This window comes from Sphingomonas sp. LM7, assembly GCF_002002925.1.
In the GTDB taxonomy this organism is placed as follows: Bacteria; Pseudomonadota; Alphaproteobacteria; order Sphingomonadales; family Sphingomonadaceae; genus Sphingomonas.
Window position 1 is genome coordinate 3502711 of sequence record NZ_CP019511.1, and the last position, 18223, is coordinate 3520933.

At 66.5% G+C, this 18223-nt stretch carries 14 protein-coding genes; 13 read left to right on the forward strand and 1 reads right to left on the reverse strand.

The genetic code is table 11. The features are described 5' to 3' along the window. The first annotated feature begins 2 nt into the window (after positions 1-2). From BXU08_RS16350 to agaR, 6 genes are all read left to right on the forward strand, one after another. The gene (locus BXU08_RS16350) at positions 3-1361 is read left to right on the forward strand and encodes a M48 family metalloprotease (protein WP_077512518.1); all 1359 of its coding nucleotides are present in this window, start codon (positions 3-5) and stop codon (positions 1359-1361) included. Further along, positions 1358-2116: a DsbA family protein gene (locus BXU08_RS16355; RefSeq protein ID WP_253190401.1), complete on the forward strand. Its 759-nt coding sequence runs from the start codon at positions 1358-1360 to the stop codon at positions 2114-2116. The genes BXU08_RS16350 and BXU08_RS16355 overlap by 4 nt, the downstream gene beginning before the upstream one ends. Positions 2117-2184: 68 nt before the next feature. Continuing rightward, positions 2185-3135, forward strand: coding sequence for an ABC transporter ATP-binding protein (locus BXU08_RS16360; RefSeq protein WP_077511017.1), 951 nt, complete (start codon positions 2185-2187; stop codon positions 3133-3135). Next, positions 3132-3902, forward strand: coding sequence for an ABC transporter permease (locus tag BXU08_RS16365; protein ID WP_077511018.1), 771 nt, complete (start codon positions 3132-3134; stop codon positions 3900-3902). The genes BXU08_RS16360 and BXU08_RS16365 overlap by 4 nt, the downstream gene beginning before the upstream one ends. A 31-nt stretch (positions 3903-3933) precedes the next feature. After that, positions 3934-4401 carry a GNAT family N-acetyltransferase gene (locus BXU08_RS16370; RefSeq protein ID WP_077511019.1) on the forward strand — a complete coding sequence of 156 codons (468 nt, stop codon included), beginning with the start codon at positions 3934-3936 and terminating at the stop codon, positions 4399-4401. A 92-nt stretch (positions 4402-4493) separates the two neighbouring features. Continuing rightward, positions 4494-5300, forward strand: a complete 807-nt coding sequence (agaR, locus tag BXU08_RS16375; protein WP_077511020.1) for a transcriptional repressor AgaR — start codon at positions 4494-4496, stop codon at positions 5298-5300. A gap of 16 nt (positions 5301-5316) precedes the next feature. Here the strand turns inward: agaR and BXU08_RS16380 are convergent, their stop codons facing one another. Next, on the reverse strand, positions 5317-6423 hold the full coding sequence (locus BXU08_RS16380) for an amidohydrolase family protein (protein ID WP_077511021.1): 1107 nt from the start codon (positions 6421-6423) through the stop codon (positions 5317-5319). A 277-nt stretch (positions 6424-6700) separates the two neighbouring features. On the opposite strand from BXU08_RS16380, the gene BXU08_RS16385 reads away from it, so the two are divergent. The 7 genes from BXU08_RS16385 (at position 6701) to BXU08_RS16415 (ending at position 18213) form a co-directional block, all read left to right on the forward strand. Beyond that, positions 6701-7987 (forward strand): D-tagatose-bisphosphate aldolase, class II, non-catalytic subunit, encoded by a 1287-nt coding sequence (locus BXU08_RS16385; protein ID WP_077511022.1) that lies wholly within the window; start codon positions 6701-6703, stop codon positions 7985-7987. Then, positions 7984-9138 carry an SIS domain-containing protein gene (locus BXU08_RS16390; RefSeq protein WP_077511023.1) on the forward strand — a complete coding sequence of 385 codons (1155 nt, stop codon included), beginning with the start codon at positions 7984-7986 and terminating at the stop codon, positions 9136-9138. Before BXU08_RS16385 ends, BXU08_RS16390 begins: the two co-directional genes overlap by 4 nt. Continuing rightward, positions 9125-10114: an N-acetylglucosamine kinase gene (locus tag BXU08_RS16395; RefSeq protein WP_077511024.1), complete on the forward strand. Its 990-nt coding sequence runs from the start codon at positions 9125-9127 to the stop codon at positions 10112-10114. Before BXU08_RS16390 ends, BXU08_RS16395 begins: the two co-directional genes overlap by 14 nt. After that, a complete protein-coding gene (locus BXU08_RS16400; protein WP_077511025.1) occupies positions 10111-12216 on the forward strand; it encodes a glycoside hydrolase family 36 protein in 2106 nt (701 codons plus the stop codon). The genes BXU08_RS16395 and BXU08_RS16400 overlap by 4 nt, the downstream gene beginning before the upstream one ends. After that, positions 12213-13103, forward strand: a complete 891-nt coding sequence (locus BXU08_RS16405) for a DMT family transporter (protein ID WP_077511026.1) — start codon at positions 12213-12215, stop codon at positions 13101-13103. Before BXU08_RS16400 ends, BXU08_RS16405 begins: the two co-directional genes overlap by 4 nt. A gap of 175 nt (positions 13104-13278) precedes the next feature. Beyond that, positions 13279-16650, forward strand: a complete 3372-nt coding sequence (locus BXU08_RS16410) for a TonB-dependent receptor (protein ID WP_077511027.1) — start codon at positions 13279-13281, stop codon at positions 16648-16650. A 66-nt stretch (positions 16651-16716) separates the two neighbouring features. Beyond that, on the forward strand, positions 16717-18213 hold the full coding sequence (locus tag BXU08_RS16415) for a tryptophan halogenase family protein (RefSeq protein ID WP_150125553.1): 1497 nt from the start codon (positions 16717-16719) through the stop codon (positions 18211-18213). Positions 18214-18223: the final 10 nt, after the last annotated feature.

Here is an 18223-nt window from a genome sequence, read left to right on the forward strand (position 1 = left end):
GCATGAAGCGTTCTGCGGCCATATTGGCCTTCCTTTGCCTGAGCCTGTTCGCCGCGCGCCCGGCAATGGCGCAATCGATCCTGCGCGACGCCGAGACCGAAGCGCTGCTCGCCGACATGTCGCGCGAGATCATCATCGCGGCCGGGCTGTCGCCCACCAATGTCCGCGTGGTGCTGGTCAACGACCAGTCGATCAACGCCTTCGTCGCGGGCGGGCAGATCGTCTACATCCATTCGGGGCTGCTCGACGCCGCCGACAGCGCCAACGAAGTCCAGGGCGTGATCGCGCACGAGATCGGCCATATCGTCGGCGGGCACGCGGTGTTCCAGAACGACGGCGGCTATACCAACATTTCGATCCTCAGCCTGTTGCTGGGCGCCGCGGCGATGGCGGCGGGCGCGGGCGAGGCGGGCACCGGCATCCTGATGATGGGCCAGCGCGCGGCGCTCGGAAAATATCTCGCCTTCAGCCGCATCCAGGAATCCTCGGCCGATGCCGCGGGGGTGCGCTTCATCAATGGCGCCGGGATCTCGGGCAAGGGCATGCTCAGCTTCTTCGACAAGCTGACCGCACAGATGCACCGCTACGGCTTTTATTCGACCAACCCCGAAGTCGATCCGTTCGCGCAGACCCATCCGATGTCCGCCGATCGCGTCCAGACGCTCAAGGCCGATCTGCAGGCGGCGCCGGCATGGGGCAAGCCGTCCGATCCGAAGATCGAGCTGCGCTTCAAGCGGGTGCAGGCCAAGCTGCGCGGCTATGTCAGCGAGCCCGAAAAGACGATGCGGCTCTATCCGGCGAGCGACCAGTCGGCGCCGGCGCATTATGCGCGGGCCTATGCCTATCACAAATCGGGCTATCCCGAGCAGGCGGCGGCCGAGACCTCGGCATTGGTCAAGACTGCGCCCGACGATCCCTATTTCCTCGAGCTCGAAGGGCAGATCCTGCTCGAATCGGGCAGGCCGGCCGAAGCGATCGCGCCGCTGCGCGAAGCCACGCGGCGATCGAACAACCAGCCGCTGATCGCCGCGACCTTCGGCCATGCGCTGCTCGCCACCGAAGACAAGGCGAACCTTGCCGAAGCCGAACAGGTGCTGCGCACCGCGGTCTCGCGCGACAAGGAGAACCCGTTCGCCTGGATGCAGCTCGGCACCGTCTATGAGCGCAAGGGCGACGAGCCGCGCACGGCGCTCGCCACGGCCGAGCGCGCGCATCTGATGGGCGATATCCGCACCGCGCTGGTCAGCGCGCGGTCGGCGATGGCGAACCTGCCGCAGGGATCGACCGACTGGGTCCGCGCGCAGGACATCGCAATGGTGTCGCAGACTGCGATGGAAGAACAGAAGCGGAAGCGCCGGTGACCGAACGCGTGTTGCGCAGTCCGCTGGCGCTTGCCGGCGCGATGCTGTTGTCGGCGCTGCTCGGCGCCGGGCTGTTCGCGCTGGTGCTGAGCTGGATGCCCGGTATCGCCGGGCCCGCGATCCGCGGCTATCTGCTGGAACATCCCGAAGTGCTGCCCGAGGCGATGGACCGCCTGCGTGCGCGCGAGGATGCGCGCTACCAGCAGGCCCAGCAGGGTGCGCAAAAGGCGGTGCCGCAGCATCTCGCCCAGCTGCAAAAGCCTTATGCGAGTGCATGGGCGGGCAATCCCAATGGCGACGTCACCGTGGTGGCGTTCATGGATTATGCCTGCGGCTATTGCCGCGCGAGCCTGCCGGGCATCGAGGAATTGATCGCCAAGGATCCGGGCGTCCGCGTGGTCTATCGCGAATTCCCGGTGCTCGGCCCCGAAAGCGCCGTCGCGGCGCGGCTGGCGCTGGCCGCGGCGGAACAGGGCAAGTTCCGCGCCTTCCACGACGCGCTCTATGCCGCGGGCCAGCCCAATGCGCAGAATATCGCGGCGGCCGCCGAAAAGGCCGGTCTCGACAAGGCGCTGGCAACCAAGGCGAGCCAGTCCAAGCCAGTCGAGGCGGAGCTGCTGTCCAACCACAAGCTGGGCGAGGCGCTGGCGATGACCGGCACGCCGGCATGGGTAATCGGCGGCAAGCTGCTCTCGGGCGCGCGCGATTATGCCGGGCTGGCAGCGGCCGTGGCCGAGGCGCGGGCAGCGAAATAATCGTGCGCGGGTTGCCGCCTGCGGGGGGCAACCCTACGTAACGGATCCGTTCCGGTCCGGGGTCCCCCATGCAATCCATTCTGTCGGTTTCCCAGGTCAGCAAGACCTATGGCTCGGGCCATAAGGCGCTCGACCATGTCGATCTGGAGATCCGCCGCGGCGAGATCTTCGCGCTTCTCGGCCCCAATGGCGCGGGCAAGACCACGCTGATCAGCATCATCTGCGGGATCGTCACGCCCAGTTCGGGGACGATCCTGGTCGACGGCCATGACGCGATCCGCCACCCGCGCGAGGCGCGCTCGCGGATCGGGCTGGTGCCGCAGGAGATCGCAGTCGACATGTTCTCCACCGTCGGCTCGACCCTGCGCTTCTCGCGCGGGCTGTTCGGCAAGAAGCCCGACCAGGCGCATCTCGATCAGGTGCTCAAGGACCTGTCGCTGTGGGACAAGCGCGACGCCAAGATCATGGAACTCTCGGGCGGGATGAAGCGCCGGGTGATGATCGCCAAGGCGCTCAGCCACGAGCCCGACATCCTGTTCCTCGACGAGCCCACCGCGGGGGTCGACGTGTCGCTGCGCCGCGACATGTGGAAGATGATCGGCAAGCTGCGCGAGCGCGGCACGACGATCATCCTGACCACGCATTATATCGAGGAGGCCGAGGAAATGGCCGACCGCGTGGGCGTGATCAACAAGGGGCAGCTGCTGCTGGTCGAGGAAAAGGCCGCACTGATGAAGAAGCTCGGCAAGCGCGAGATGGACATCGCGCTGGTCGATCCGATGACGGCGATCCCCGCCGAGCTCGACGAATGGCACCTTACCCTCGAGGATGAGGGGCACCGGTTGCGCTATGTGTTCGACGCGCAGGCCGAACGCACCGGCATCCCGTCGCTGCTGCGCAAGCTTTCGGACCTCGGCATCGCCTTCAAGGATCTCGATACCTCCAAGTCGAGCCTCGAGGACATCTTCGTCGACCTGGTCGAGCACAAGGAAGCGTCGAACGAGGGAGCCGCGGCATGACCGGCATCAATTTCCGCGGCATCTGGGCGATCTACAAGTTCGAGATGGCGCGCACCTTGCGCACGCTGTGGCAGAGCGTGGCGACGCCGGTGATCACCACGTCGCTCTATTTCATCGTGTTCGGCGGCGCGATCGGCAGCCGGATCGACGCGATCGGCAACGTCAATTACGGCAGCTTCCTCGTCCCCGGGCTGATCATGCTGTCGCTGCTCACCCAGAGCATCGCCAATGCATCGATCGGGATCTATTTCCCGAAGTTCACTGGCACGGTGTTCGAGCTTCTCTCCGCGCCGATCTCGGCGGTCGAGATGGTGATCGGGTTCGTCGGTGCGGCGGCGACCAAGTCGATCGTGATCGGACTGATCATCCTGGTCACATCGGCGTTCTTCGTGCCGCTGCGGATCGATCACCCCGCGGCGATGCTGGCGTTCCTCGTGCTGACCTCGGTCACCTTCAGCATGTTCGGCTTCATCATCGGCATCTGGGCGAAGGGCTTCGAGCAACTGAACGTCGTGCCGGCGCTGCTGGTCACCCCGCTGACCTTCCTCGGCGGCGCGTTCTATTCGATCGACATGCTGCCCGAGCCGTGGCGCACGGTGAGCCTGTTCAACCCGGTGGTATACCTCGTCAGCGGCTTCCGCTGGAGTTTCTTCGGGGAGGGCGATGTCGGCGTGTGGTGGAGCCTCGGCGTCACCGGGCTGTTCCTGCTGCTCTGCCTCGGGCTGATCGTCGCGATCTTCCGCACCGGATACCGGCTGAAGAACTAGCGGCGTGGTAGCACCCGCGACATGGCGACCGATGCATGCGGGTGACCTCGCCGCGGTATCGGAGATCTCCGACGCAGTGCACGGGCGCTATACCGAGCCCGCAGCAATCTATGCCGAGCGGCTGGATCTCCATCCGGCCGGGTGCCGGGTGCTTGTGCAGGACGGCGCCGTCACCGGCTATCTGATCAGCCATCCCTGGCATCGCGACCCGCCGCCCGCGCTCGGGGCGGTGATCGGCGCGATCCCGGCCGATGCCGACACCTATTATCTCCATGACATCGCGCTGCTCGATTCTGCGCGCGGGACAGGCGCTGGCGGCGCGGCGCTGGCACTCGTCGTCGAGCAGGCCCGCGCGCTCGGCCTTGGCGACGTCACGCTGATGGCAGTGGGCGGCGCCGATCGTTTCTGGTCGAGCCGGGGCTTCGCCTATGTCGCGAGCGATGCCGGCTCCACCTACGGCCCGGACTGTCACCTCATGCGCCTGGCACTGCCGGGCTGAGTGCGTTTTTGTTTCCGTTGCACACGCGTTGTTTTGTTGCGACTTCAAGTACTGCCAGCTAGGCGCACGATACTCCACGGGGAACTCAGGACATGGTCGACGGCGTTACCGTCACCCGCGACACCAGCGATCGACGCCAGCGGATCACGGCGATGCTGCACGATCAGGGCAGCGTGCAGGTGCTGCCGCTTTCCGGGCAGTTCAAGGTGTCGAGCCAGACCATCCGCAAGGACCTGCAATATCTGGAGGACCGCGGCGTCGCCACGCGCTGCTATGGCGGCGCGATCCTGGCGCAGATCGTCGGCGGGCCGGTGACCGAGCCCGCGGTGGAGACCAAGCGCACGCTGCACGCCGCGGAGAAGGACAGGATCGGCCGCTTCGCCGCGAGCCTGGTCAAGCCCGGCGAGTCGATCGTCCTCGATTCGGGCACCACCACCGCCTTTCTGGCGCGCCACCTGCGCGACGACGACGAGATCACCGTCGTCACCAACGATGCCGGGGTGCTCACCGAAGTCGCGCAGAAGCAGCAGATCCAGATCGTCATGCTGGGCGGGGCGCTGCGCCGCAAGAACATGGCGTTCTATGGCGCGCAGACCGAAGCGGCGATGGACGAGCTGCTGGTCGACAAGTTGTTCCTGGGCGTGGACGGCATCGATCTCGAGAACGGGATCACCACCCATTACGAGCCCGAGGCGATGCTCAACCGCCGGATGGTCAAACGCGCGCGCGAAGTGATCGCGGTCACCGACGGATCGAAATTCGGCCGGACGTGCATGCACCGGATCATCAACGCGACCGAATTGTCGATGCTGATCACCGACGAGAGCGCGCCGGCCGCGCTGGTCGAAAAGATCCGGCAGGCCGGAGTTCGCGTCGAAGTGGTGCCGTCCGACTTCTAGGTCCCGGCCGCGCGGCTCAGCGCAGCGCGAAGAACCGCCGGGCATTGGCCCAATAAAGGCGCTGGATCACCGACTTTGGCAGCGCCAGCCCGCGCACGTCGCGCTTGATCGCGGCGATCGGCTGGATCTCGTCGGTGGCGAGATAGCGCCAGTCCGACTTCCACACGGCATCGGCCTGCGTGCGCATGTCCGCGGCGGAGATGTCGGGGTTCTCGGTCAGGTCGGTCGCGTAGAGGATGCGATCGGCATAGCGGATGAAGAAGCCGCGGACCTTTTCGCGATCGGCGAGCGACTGGACCTGGAGCTGCGACATCCGCGCCGCGGTATCGATCACCGCGGCGGGATGCGCGTCGAGATAGGCCGCCATCGCGTCGATGCTCCATTCCAGGCTCGCCAGATGGGCGCCGTCGGTCTTGAGCCCGGGGTGCCGCGCGACGAAGCGGTCGCGCGCCGCCATCAGCGACTGGTAGGACGGCATCTCCGGATGCAGGTACATATGATATTCGGGATGCGCGCGGAAATAGTCGCGGTCGTTGTCGGTGGTCATCTGGTCGAGCGGCAGCCAGCAATTGTGCGGCTCGCCATGATGGATGATCAGCGGCAGGCCGCGCGCTTCGAGATGGCGGGCGAGCGGATCGAGGGCGGGATCGTCGATGCCGACCAGCTTGCCCGCGGCGTCGCGCTCGACCATGCCGACATTCTTCCAGATCTTGATCGCGACGGCGCCTGCGGCCTTGGCGCGATCGATATCGGCGGTCATCGCCGGCGCCCAGGCCGGCGTGCCCCAGCCCTGCATCGAGAAGGTGCCGGCGAAATGGAAGCGCACGGGATCGTCCTGCCGCAATTGCTTGGCGACGCGGAACTGGTCGGCCACCGGCGGGAAGGCGGGATAGTCGACGTTGATCGACAGCATCTCGAAATTGGCCTGGCGGGCGGCGTCGAGCAGCCCGCCCTTCGCGACGTTGGCGTGGACGTGCGCGTCGAACTTGGGGACGGTGGCATAGTCGGCCATGCCGTAGCTTGCTTCGCTCGCCGCGGGGGCAGCGGCGCGCTCCGTTGGAACGGTGCTGGCGCAGCCGGCCAGCAGGACAGATGCGACGGCTCCGGCAAACACACGCTTCATTTGGCACCCCTCACGTACGAAGCGCTAGTCTGACAAGAAACGAAATGAAAGTAAACGGCTTGACGGGGCGTATGTGACGAAGGCGTGTCGTGGATCTCCGTAGACCAGTAACCGTACGATAATGGTCGCGATATCAGCATGTTGCTGAGTATCTGCCGGCTGGAGGCGGCGCCTTTCCCAGCATAAAATTCCCCGCTCTATGTTTTGTTTTCTTGCGTTTCGTTTTGTAGCTCGATAGCTCTGCACCATCGACCCGTTCGCAGGACCATTCGCCGGCATGCATCCCATCCTCGACATCGTTTCGCGCCATCGACAGGGCGAGCCCGTCGGCCTTCCGTCGATCTGCTCCGCGCACCCGCTGGTGCTGGAAGCGACCTTCCGCCACGCCAAGGCGCGCGGTTCGGCGGTGACGCTGGTGGAGGCGACGTCGAATCAGGTGAACCAGTTCGGCGGCTATACCGGCATGACTCCGGCGGACTTCCGCGCCTTTGCGCTGGGTCTCGCGGCCAAGGCGGGATTGAGCGAGGATCGCGTCCAGCTGGGCGGCGACCATCTCGGCCCGAATGCGTGGCAGGATCGTCCGGCCGAGGAGGCGATGGCGCTCGCCGAGACGATGATCGCCGACTATGTGGCGGCGGGCTTCGGCAAGATCCATCTCGACTGCTCGATGTCGTGCGCGGACGATCCGGTGCCGCTGCCCGAGGACGTCGTCGCCCGCCGCGCCGCGCGGCTGTGCGCCGTCGCGGAGCGGGCCGCACGCGACGCGGGAGTCGCCCCGCCGGTCTATGTGATCGGCACCGAGGTTCCGGTTCCCGGCGGCGCGCAGGAAGAACTCGAGACGCTGGAAGTCACCGCACCCGATGCGGCGCGCAACACGCTCGCCGCGCATCGCGCGATCTTCGAGGCCGAAGGTCTGGCCGAGGCCTGGCCGCGCGTCATCGCGCTGGTCGTGCAGCCGGGCGTCGAGTTCGATCACGACAAGGTGATCGTCTATGATCCCGCGGCGGCGACGGCGCTGAGCGCAGTGCCGCTGTCCGAAGACCATATCGTGTTCGAGGCGCATTCCACCGACTATCAGCCGGCCGGCGCGCTGCAGGCGCTGGTGCGCGATCACTTCGCGATCCTGAAGGTCGGCCCCGGCGTCACCTTCGCGCTTCGCGAGGCGCTGTGGTCGCTCGATGCGCTCGCCGCGGAATGGATCCAGGGCTATGCGGATGGCGTGCGGGCCACCATGCTCGCGGTCATGCAAGGCGAGCCGCGCTACTGGAAGAGTTACTATCACGAGCAGGGCCGCGCGCTGGAGCTGACGCTGCAATACAGCCTGAGCGATCGTATCCGCTATTACTGGCCCGATGCCGCGGTGCAGACGGCGGTCGCGCGTCTGATCGCGGTGCTCGCCGAAAATCCGCCGCCGGCGCCGCTGGTCAGCCAGCACCTGCCGCTCGCCTTCCTTCGCCTGCGCGATCGTGGCGCAGCGCTGGCGCCCGAGGCGCTGGTGATGGAGCATGTCGCGGCGGTGCTCGACGATTATCACAATGCTTGCAACGCGGAGACGCGCGTATGACGACGTATCTGGGCCTCACACTCGAAGAGGCAGCGGCGCGCGGCGCCAAATGGACTTCGGCGGAGATCGTCCAGCAGCCCGAGACGCTGCGCCAGACGGCAGCGGGCCTTGCCGGGGATACGGAGGCGCGGAACGGCTTTCTCGCGCCGCTGCTGGCCAATCCGGACCTTCGGATCATCCTGTCGGGTGCGGGCACGTCGGCGTTCATCGGCGAGAGCCTGGCGCCGTTGCTGTCGCTGATCACCGATCGCTGCATCGAAGCCGTGGCGACGACCGACATCGTCGCCGGCCCGCGCATCTGCCTGCGCGCCGACCAGCCGACGCTGATGGTGTCGTTCGGCAGATCGGGCAACAGCCCGGAAAGCGTGGCGGCGATCGACCTGGCCGACCAGCTGATCGACGACGTCCATCACCTGGTCATCACCTGCAATGCCGATGGGATGCTGGCGCGCTATGCCGGACGCTCGGAGCGGGCCTTCGCGATCGTGCTTCCCGATGCGACGCATGACCGCAGCTTCGCGATGACCTCCAGCTTCACCGCGATGCTCTATGCGGCGCTGGCGGCGCTGGGCGGCGCCGCGCACGCACCGGTGGCATTGATCGCGGACGCCGTTGCGCGGACGGTCGGCAAATATGCGCCGCTCGCGGCCGATCTCGGCAAGGCGAAGTTCGAGCGCGCAGTGTATCTCGGCTGTGGCGGCTTTACCGGCATCGCCCGCGAAGGCGCACTCAAGCTGCTGGAGATGACCGACGGCGCCACGGCGGCGATCCACGATACGCCGCTTGGCTTCCGGCACGGGCCCAAGACCTTTCTCAACGGCCGGACGCTCGTCGTGCTGTTCGTGCCCAATGATCCGCATGCCCGCGCCTATGCGCTCGACTTGCTCGACGAGCTTTCGCGTGAAGGCACCGCGCAGCGCGTATTGGCAGTCACCACCCGGCCGATCGAGGGGCGTCCGGCGGCCGACCAGGTCGTCATCGACGGCCTCGAGCTGGCGAGCGACCTCGCGCTGCTCTTCCCCTATATCGTCGTGGCGCAGATGATCGGGCTCTGGCAGGCGCTGGCGCTGGGCAAGACCCCGGACAATCCCAATCCTGCCGGCATCGTCAATCGCGTGGTCCAGGGCGTTCGCATTCATGCCATCGCATGATGGCGCCCTGTTCCTCGGCGTAGACGGCGGCGGGACCAAGACCTGCTTCGTGCTGATGGACCGGCGCGGCGCGGAGGTCGCCCGGCATGTCGCCCCGTCGGGCTATTATCTCCAGATCGGGCTCGATGCGCTGGCGGCGCGGCTGGACGACGGCGTCGCTGCAGTGCTGGCGGCGGCGGGGGCGAACCGCGACGACGTCGCGCACGCCTTTTTCGGGCTGCCGTCGCATGGCGAGGATTCGCGGATCACTCCAGCGCTCGACGCGCTGCCGGGAGCGATCCTGGGGCATGACCGCTACCAGTGCGGCAACGACATGATCTGCGGCTGGGCCGGATCGCTGGGCGGCGCGGACGGGATCAGCATCACCGCGGGCACCGGCTCGATCGGTTATGGCGAGCGCCGCGGCGTCGCGGCGCGCGCAGGGGGCTGGGGCGAGCTGTTCAGCGACGAGGGGTCGGCGCATTGGGTCGCGCGGCGGATGCTCAACCTGTTCACGCGGATGAGCGACGGGCGGATGCCGCGCGGGCCGCTGCATGGGTTGCTGCGCGCGCATTTCGGGCTCGGCGACGATCTCGATCTGTGCGGGCATGTTTTGTCGGACGAGCGGGCGACGCGCGATCGCATCGCGGCGCTGTCTACGCTTGCCAGCGAAGCGGCGGCGCAGGGCGATGCAGCCGTGCTGGCGCTGTTCGCGCAGGCCGCGGACGAGCTGGTCGCGATCGCCGAGGCGATCCGGCTGCGGCTCGGCTTCGGTGCCGGAGAGACGGTGGCGATTTCCTATTCGGGCGGGGTATTCTCGTCGGGCGCATTCTTCCTCGCGATGTTCCGCGATGGCCTGGCGCGGGCCTGTCCCGACTATCGGCTGCAGACGCCGCTGCACGATCCCGGCCTCGGCGCGGCGATCTATGCCCGGCGGCTTGCCGATGCGCGGAACAATCAGGAAGCGGCGCGGACCGTGGTTCAGGAGATTCGATGATGCAGCAGCCGGTTGGGGGCAGGGGACACAGCCGGCGCACGATGCTGCGATGGATGGCGGGCGCGGCGAGCCTTGCCCCGGCGCTGGCCTGGAGCCGGCCGTTGCTGGCGGCTTCGACGCCGCGGTCAACGCTGGAAGACAAGCAGATCCGCATCGAATTCGACGATGGCTGCAACAGCCGGGTCACCCTGCTGGGCGGCACCGCGCCCAGGCCACTCAGTGCCTTTTCGCCGAGCGAGACGCTGCATCTGGCCGACGGCACCACGATCGCGCGGTTTATCTGCACCGACACGGCCACGACCGCGATCGCCGGCCCGCATGGCCGCGGCCGCGAACTGCGCCTGACTGGCATCGCGGCGGAGGGCGTCGAGAAAATCGTCAGCGTCCGGCTGCACGATCGCCACCCGGGCTTTGCGCTCGTCAAGGTGCGCTACCGCAACACCGGCACCCAGCCGCTCAAGATCGGCGGCTGGTCGAGCAGCGCGCATATCGTCGCGGCGGATGCGGACGGCGCATGGACCTTTGCCGGCTCGTCGCATTCGGACCGGCGCGACTGGATCCAGCCGGTCAAGCCAGGCTTCGACCAGCGCAACTTCATGGGGATGAACGCCACCGATTATGGCGGCGGCACGCCCTGCGCCGACGTGTGGACCCGCACGGGGGGACTGGCGGTGGGGCATGTCGAGACCGTGCCGCTGCAGCTCGCGCTTCCGGTCACCGCGGTTCCGGGCGGGACACGCGTCGCCATCGAAGGCAGCGATGCCCGGGTGCTCGCGCCCGGCGACATGCTCGAGACGCCCGAGACCTTCCTTGCCGCGCATCGCGGCGACTGTTTCCAGCCGCTCAGCGCCTATGGCCGGGTGATGGCCGAGCGCGGGCTCGCGCCGGCGCCGGCCAACGACGAATGCTTCGAGACCAACTGGTGTGCCTGGGGCTATGAGCGCGGCTTCACGCCCGACCAGGTGGTCGGCACCCTGCCCAAGGTCCGCGAGCTCGGCTTCCGCTGGGCAGTGATCGATGATGGCTGGCAGACCTCCGAAGGCGACTGGTATCTCGATCCCGCCAAATTCCCCGGCGGCGACGCCGACATGAAGGCGATGGTTCAGCGCATCCGCGCCGCGGGGCTCAAGCCCAAGCTGTGGATCGCGCCGCTCGCAGTCGATCCGGGCACCGACCTGCTGCGCTACGATACCGACATGCTGCTGCTCGACGCCGACGGCCAGGCGCAGGACGTCACCTGGTGGAATTCCTTCTATCTCTGCCCCGCCTATCCCAAGACCGTCGAGAAATCGGTCGCGCTGGTGCGCAAGATCTTCGGCGAATGGGGCTTTGCCGGGCTCAAGATCGACGGCCATCACCTCAATGGCGTCGCGCCCTGCCACAACAAGGCGCACAACCATGCGCGGCCCGAGGAATCGATCGAGAAGCTGCAGGAGTATTGGAAGGCGCTGTTCGACGCGGCGACGGCGATCGATCCCGACGCGGTGATCGAGCTCTGCCCGTGCGGCACGTCCTATTCCTATCACAACATGATCGGGCAGAACCAGTCGGTCGCCTCCGATCCGCTGTCGTCGTGGCAGATCCGGCTCAAGGGCAAGGCGATCCGCGCGCTGGCCGGCGGCACCCGAACCGCTTATTCGGGCGACCATGTCGAGCTGAGCGACGGCGGCGTCGACTTCGCCTCGACGGTGGCGATCGGCGCGATCCCGTTCAGCAAGTTTACCTGGCCGGTCGATCCCAAGCCCAAGGACAGCTTCCTGCTGACGCCCGAGCGCGAGACCGTCTGGCGCAAATGGCTCGATCTCTATCAGGCGCACATGCTGCCCAAGGGCACGTACCGCGGCGAGCTGTACGATATCGGCTTCGACCGGCCCGAGGCGCATGTCGTCGCCAAGGACGGCGCGCTCTATTACGGCTTCTTCGCGGCCGAACATGCCGGCGAAGTCGAGCTGCGCGGGCTGGGCAAGGGGCGCTACCGCGTCCGCGACCTGTTCGCCGGGCGCGACCTGGGCGTGGTCAGCGCCGCCGCGCCGCGGCTGGCCGCGGGCTTCACGCAATTCCTGTTTCTCGAAGCCCGCCCGCTCAAGGGAAGAAGCGCATGACCACCGCGCCGGCGTCGACTCGCAAATGGCTGGGCTTCGCGCTGGCCACCACCGTCTTGTGGGGCATCTGGGGCGCGGCGACGGGGGTTTCGATCGAGCGTGGTTTCCCAGAGACGCTGATCTACGTCGTCTGGTCGCTGACGATGCTGCTGCCGATGCTCGTCGTGCTGGCGCGCAGCGGGTGGAAGCTCGATACCCGCGGCATGGCGCCGATCCTGGGCCTGGCGATCGGCCTGCTCGGCGCCGGCGGGCAGCTGCTGCTGTTCCACGCCGTCAAGACCGGGCCGGCCTGGCTTATCTTCCCGATCATCTCGCTGTCGCCGGTGGTGACCGTCGCGCTGTCGCTGACGGTCCTGCGCGAACGCACCAGCCTGATCGGCTGGGCGGGCATCGTGCTGGCGCTGGTCGCGCTGCCTTTGTTCGATTTCTCGCCGCAGGGGCTGGCGGGCGGCGGGACCTGGTTCCTGCTCGCCTTGCTGGTGATGCTCGCCTGGGGACTGCAGGCGTTCGTGATGAAGTTCGCCAATGATCGCATGTCGGGCGAAAGCATCTTCGTCTACATGACGCTCACCGGGCTGTTGCTCGCGCCGGTGGCGTGGATGATGACCGACTGGTCGCAGCCGGTGAACTGGGGGTGGGACGGCCCCTGGCTGGCCGGTGCGATCCAGCTTCTCAACGCCGTCGGCGCCCTGACGCTGGTCTTCGCCTTTCGATACGGCAAGGCGATCGTCGTCGCGCCGCTCACCAATGCCGGCGCGCCGCTTGCGACCGCGCTGATTTCGCTGGTTGCGGCCGGGGTGGTTCCCGGCCCGCTCAAGACCGTCGCGCTGGTGATGGCGCTGGTCGCCGCGATGCTGCTGGCCTTCGCTACCGAAAAGGAAGCGTGACGTACCCATTCGTGCGCGACGGGCGGCCCATACATTTCGTTTTGTTTGTTTAGACCGAAAAAAACGATTTATATGATAATGCGTATATTGCGGTATCCAACGAATCGTGCATAGTCAGCCGCAACGTAACGAAAGCTCAGGGAAACACTGAGACTGGCAAAGGGGGGCTTCGGCCATGGGTATTGTTCGCTACCGTAGTGCGTTGATCACCGGCACGGCGCTTTGGCTGATGTGCAGCGCGGCGCCCGCGCTCGCGCAGGACGCCACCGATACCGACACCGAAACTGCAGCCCAGGAAACCGAGGCCGGCGATATCGTCGTCACCGGCCAGCGCCAGGCACTCGCCACCGCCGCCCGGCTCAAGCGCGATTCGGATACGGTGGTCGATTCGATCACCGCGACCGATATCGGCGCCTTCCCCGACAAGTCCGTCGCCGAAGCGCTCCAGCGCGTCCCCGGCGTCACCGTCATCCGATCGGCCGCCAAGGACGACGTGATGCACTATTCCGCGGAACCCTCGGGCGTCGTCATCCGCGGTCTCCAGCAGGTCCGCTCCGAGTTCAACGGCCGCGACAGCTTTTCGGCGACGTCGGGCTATGGCCTCAGCTGGAGCGACATCTCGCCCGAGCTGATGGCGGGCGTCGATACGTACAAGAACCAGACCGCCGAGATGATCGAGGGCGGCATCGCCGGCACGGTCGATCTGCGGACGCGCAAGCCGTTCGACCAGCCGGGCCGCGTGATGACGCTCAGCGCGACGCAGAACTATGGCGACATCAGCCAGCGCGCGACGCCCGACATCTCCGGCCTGTTTTCCGACCGATGGTCCACCGGCATCGGCGAGTTCGGCCTGCTGGCCAACGCGGCCTATTCGCAGGTGGTGACTCGGTCGCAGGGCATCACCACTCCGCGCATCATGCCCTTCGCGCCCGGCACCTATGAAGACCGGATGGTCTACATCCCCTCGGGAATCGGCTTCTCCGAGACCGATTATGACCGCAAGCGCTTCGGCATCGCAGTCGCCGGCCAGTGGAAGAGCAACGACGGCAGTCTGGTCGCTACCGCCCAGTATAACCGCTCGAGCTACAAGACGACCTGGGTCGAGCATCAGCTGCTCAGCTATTGGACGTGGGTCGATCCGGCCAACACCAATCACTCGACCGTGTGGACCGACCCCACCCTGATCCAGCCGCCGCGCGCGGCGGGGCCGACGGCGCCGAACGGGACGCCCTTCACCTTCCGCGAGGACGGGCTGTTCCAGACCGGCACCATCACCAATTCGCGCGGTGGCTGGGGCTTTGGCGGCATCGCCGACTGGGCAACCGGGGAATATGTCCCGGGATCGACCGATTACCTCGGCGTGCTGCCCAACGGACTGCCCTTGTATCAGCCGTGCCTGAACACCGACGTCACCACCGGCGGCCGGCCTTGCCGTGCCGGCTCGGCACTGGACATTGCCACTCGCTACTCGAACGAGGACCGCGTCATCACCGACGCCGCGTTCAACCTGGTCTGGCAGGCCACCGACCGGCTGATGTTCAACTTCGACTATCAGCGGGTGAAGGCGACCAACTATAATTACGACATCACCTTCAACATGCGGACTTGGGCGGACATCGGCCTGGATCTGCGCGGCGCGACTCCGCAGGTCTCGTTGCTGTCGCCGTCGGGCTACAACACCACCGGCGCGGACTGGCTGACCAATCCGAACAACTACACGCCTGCGTCGGCGATGGACCATATCACCGACAGCACCGGCCAGATGGACGCATTCCGTCTGGATGGCGGCTACAGCTTCGAATCGCCATGGCTTTCCGAGATCCGCTTCGGCGGCCGCTATGCCAACCGGCAGCAGGAGCATCAGTGGTCGGTCTACAACTGGCAGAGCATCACTTCCGACTGGCAGACCAACCCGGCGGGCTCGGTGTTCGCGAACAGCGGCCGCAACACCATCGGACGGGATGGCGACGGCAATCCGATCCTCTTCGAGGGCTATGGTTCGCCCTATTGGGAAGTTCGTCCCTACGGCCAGCAGATCTTCGGCGGCGGCGTGATCACCAACCCGAACCTGTTGTTCATCCGCTCGGACATTCTCGCCAATCCGAACGAAACCTATAACCGCTTCAGCATCGGCGGGCAGACCAACGAGGGCGGCGTCGCCTCTTCGCAGTGGAACCCGATCTGCCACCGTCCCGAAGAGATCGCGGGCAGCTGCTTCACGCCGGGTGAACTCCTGAACGTGCAGGAAAAGACCAAGTCGGGATATGTCATGGCCAAGTTCGGCGGCAATGACACGACGCTGGGCGGCATCAGCGTCACCGGCAATATCGGCGTCCGCTACGTCAATCTGAGCACGCGCAGCGAGGGTTCGCTGATCTACGCCGATGCGTTCACGCCCGCGGAGACGCTCTGCGTACCGCTGACCCCGGAACAGATCGGTCAGCTCGGGCCGGGGCAGTATGCGATTTCGCCGGGTTGCCTTGCGGCGGGCTCCACTCAGGACCAGGCATTCTCGACCGGCGGCAGTCTCGCCTCGACGGTGGAGAACAACAACGAGTACTGGCTGCCCAGCCTCAACCTGCGCCTCGGCCTTGGCGACGATCTGTTCGTGCGCTTCGCGGCATCGCGGGCGATCTCCAAGCCCGATATAGGCCTGCTGAAGAACTTCACCCAGATCCGCCGTGGCGGCCTGCCGCAGTCGGAGATCCGCGTCGGCAATCCGAACATCGTCCTCGATGCGGGCGGCAATCCGATCGCCTATCGCTATGCCTATACTGCGCAGACCGGCAATCCGCGCCTGCGCCCGATCCAGGCGGATCAGTTCGACATCTCGATCGAGAAATATGACGGTGACATCGGTTCGTTCAGTGTCGCCGGTTTCTACAAACGATTCCGCGACTATATCCAGAACGGCACCTTCTCGGTCCCGGTGACCAACGGTGGCGTAACCCGGGACGTCATCGTCACCGGGCCGACGAGCGGCGATGGCGCATCGATCTATGGTTTCGAAGCCGCCTTCCAGCGCTACTTCGATTTCCTGCCCGGTCTGCTCAGCGGCTTCGGCGTCCAGGCGAACTACACCTATATCAAGAACGACGGCGTCAAGAACGCACAGCTGGTGGTCGACACCACGGGCGGCAGCGCGGTTGCCCGCTCGGCGCTGTCCGGCATGATCCAGGTCGATCGACTGGAAAATCTGTCGGATCACTCGTTCAATGCCATGCTGCTGTACGAGAAGGGCCCGATCGGCGCCCGCCTCGCCTATAACTGGCGTTCCGAATATGTGAATTCGATCAACGATTGCTGCCTGGGGTTCCCGGTGTGGAACCAGGCGGAAGGGTTCCTCGACGCGTCGCTGCGCATCGCGGTGACGCCGAGCCTGGAGTTCAACTTCCAGGGCTCCAACCTGCTCCGGACCCGGATCAAGATGAAGTCGCAGGTCAGTGGGCCCACCGACGTCGATCCCGATCGCGAAGTGAAGTTCCTGCCCGGCGGCCAGTTCGAGTATGACCGCCGCTTCCAGTTCGGTGTCCGCGCCAAGTTCTGACGCTTGGATAGCCGGGCGCCGATGTTGGAAGACATCGGCGCCCGGCGCCTTTCGAGAGGAGGAGTCATGCGGCGCATCGTGATCTTGGGCGGCGGCACGGCGGGATGGATGGCGGCCGCCTGCCTCGCCCGCACGCTGGGCACCGGCGAGCGTTCGATCACCGTGGTCGAATCGGAAGAGATCGGCACGGTCGGCGTCGGCGAGGCGACGATCCCGCTGATCGAGACCTTCCACCAGATCCTCGGCATCAGCGCGATCGACGTGCTGCGCAATTGCGAGGCGACTTTCAAGCTGGGCATCGAGTTCGTCGACTGGCGCAGGCGCGGCGATCGCTATCTGCATCCCTTCGGCCCGGTGGGCACCGACCTGAACGGCGTCGGCTTCCTGCAGCACTGGCTGCGCCACCGCGCGCAGGGCGGCGACAGCGACTATCTCGACTATAATCTCGAAAGCCGGGCGGCGATGGCCGGACGGTTCGGGATGACCCAGCTCCGCCAGCCCGGCGAGCATCAGCTTCACTTCGCCTATCATTTCGATGCCGCGCTCTATGCGGCGATGCTGCGGCGCTATTCCGAGCGGCTGGGCGTCGTGCGGGTCGAGGGCATGGTGCAGGACGTGCGGCGCGACGGCGAGAGCGGCGACGTCACCGCACTCGCGCTGCGCGACGGGAGCGAGGTCGCCGGCGACTTCTTCCTCGATTGCTCGGGCTTTCGCGGGCTGCTGATCGAACAGACGCTGGGCGCGGGCTATGACGACTGGAGCGAATGGCTGCCGTGCAACCGCGCGGTGGCGGTGCAGAGCGGCCGGCTGGCGCAGCTCTCGCCCTTCACGCGCTCGACGGCGCTCGACGCCGGCTGGCAATGGCGCATCCCGCTCCAGCACCGCACCGGCAACGGCTATGTGTTTTGCGATGCCTTTGTGTCGGAGGACGAGGCGACCGCGACGCTGCTGTCGCGGCTCGATACGCCCGCGACGATCGAACCGCGGATGCTGCGCTTCGTCACCGGGCGGCGGCGCAAGACCTGGGACCATAATGTCGTGGCGCTCGGGCTTGCCGGCGGGTTCCTCGAGCCGCTGGAAAGCACGTCGATCTACATGGTCCAGTCGGCGCTCGCCAAGCTGATCGCGCTGTTCCCCCGCGGCGATCGCGTGAACCGGGTCGCGGCGGATCGATTCAATGCGATGATGGCGACGGAATGGGCGCGCGTGCGCGATTTTATCATCGCACACTATAAAATCACCGAGCGCGACGACACCCCGTTCTGGAAGCACTGCCGGAACATGACGATCCCCGACACCCTCGCCGAACGGCTCGCCTTGTTCGAAGAAGAAGGCTTGTTCATCGAGCAGCCGCACGACCTGTTCAAGGAAGGCAGCTGGGCGTCGGTGCTGATCGGGCAGGGGATGACGCCCAGGCGCTTCCATCCGGTGGCCAATGCCGCGCCCCCCGAAGCGCTGGAAACCCAGCTCGCGCGGATGCGCAGTGCAGTGGCCGCGCGGCTGGCGACGCTGCCCGAGCACGGCGAATATATCGATCAATGCATGGGCAAGGCCGCGGCATGACCCGGCGTAC

Excerpts from the sequence above, each read along its gene's own strand:
- BXU08_RS16390 (WP_077511023.1), top strand. The coding sequence starts at position 7,984 with ATGACGACGTATCTGGGCCTCACACTCGAAGAGGCAGCGGCGCGCGGC.
- BXU08_RS16350 (WP_077512518.1), top strand. The coding sequence starts at position 3 with ATGAAGCGTTCTGCGGCCATATTGGCCTTCCTTTGCCTGAGCCTGTTC.
- BXU08_RS16365 (WP_077511018.1), top strand. The coding sequence starts at position 3,132 with ATGACCGGCATCAATTTCCGCGGCATCTGGGCGATCTACAAGTTCGAG.
- BXU08_RS16405 (WP_077511026.1), top strand. The coding sequence starts at position 12,213 with ATGACCACCGCGCCGGCGTCGACTCGCAAATGGCTGGGCTTCGCGCTG.
- BXU08_RS16400 (WP_077511025.1), top strand. The coding sequence starts at position 10,111 with ATGATGCAGCAGCCGGTTGGGGGCAGGGGACACAGCCGGCGCACGATG.
- BXU08_RS16370 (WP_077511019.1), top strand. The coding sequence starts at position 3,934 with ATGCATGCGGGTGACCTCGCCGCGGTATCGGAGATCTCCGACGCAGTG.
- BXU08_RS16385 (WP_077511022.1), top strand. The coding sequence starts at position 6,701 with ATGCATCCCATCCTCGACATCGTTTCGCGCCATCGACAGGGCGAGCCC.
- BXU08_RS16415 (WP_150125553.1), top strand. The coding sequence starts at position 16,717 with ATGCGGCGCATCGTGATCTTGGGCGGCGGCACGGCGGGATGGATGGCG.
- agaR (WP_077511020.1), top strand. The coding sequence starts at position 4,494 with ATGGTCGACGGCGTTACCGTCACCCGCGACACCAGCGATCGACGCCAG.
- BXU08_RS16380 (WP_077511021.1), bottom strand. The coding sequence starts at position 6,423 with ATGAAGCGTGTGTTTGCCGGAGCCGTCGCATCTGTCCTGCTGGCCGGC.
- BXU08_RS16410 (WP_077511027.1), top strand. The coding sequence starts at position 13,279 with ATGGGTATTGTTCGCTACCGTAGTGCGTTGATCACCGGCACGGCGCTT.
- BXU08_RS16360 (WP_077511017.1), top strand. The coding sequence starts at position 2,185 with ATGCAATCCATTCTGTCGGTTTCCCAGGTCAGCAAGACCTATGGCTCG.
- BXU08_RS16395 (WP_077511024.1), top strand. The coding sequence starts at position 9,125 with ATGCCATCGCATGATGGCGCCCTGTTCCTCGGCGTAGACGGCGGCGGG.